This window comes from Jeotgalibacillus sp. ET6 (assembly GCF_029667115.1).
GTDB lineage: Bacteria > Bacillota > Bacilli > Bacillales > Jeotgalibacillaceae > Jeotgalibacillus.
This window is the reverse complement of record NZ_JARUIU010000304.1, coordinates 1-236: the sequence shown is the minus strand read 5'-3', so window position 1 is coordinate 236 and position 236 is coordinate 1. Positions and strand designations below refer to the sequence as shown.

Genomic DNA, 236 nt, shown 5'->3' with positions numbered 1-236 from the left:
CTTATTTACTACCAAACCAGCAGAACGTATGGCTAGAGAAATAAAAATTTAAAAAGTGTGGTGTCCTTATGGAAGAATTAAAAATGTCGTCACTTGATAATATTAAGCTAAAAGAGTTATATGAATTAGCTAAAGAATATCGGGTGTCCTATTATAGTAAACTGACAATAAAAGAATTGATCTTTTCAATATTAAAATCCCGTGCTGAGCAGGAAGGCTTATTTTTTATGGAAGGC

Annotated in this window: 1 protein-coding gene; it reads left to right on the top strand. The window is 31.4% G+C overall.

Annotated elements, in window-relative coordinates:
* Positions 1–68 precede the first annotated feature (68 nt).
* Positions 69–236, top strand: a 168-nt coding sequence (locus P6709_RS20345) for a Rho termination factor N-terminal domain-containing protein (protein WP_278242686.1), incomplete at its 3' end; no start/stop codon positions are given.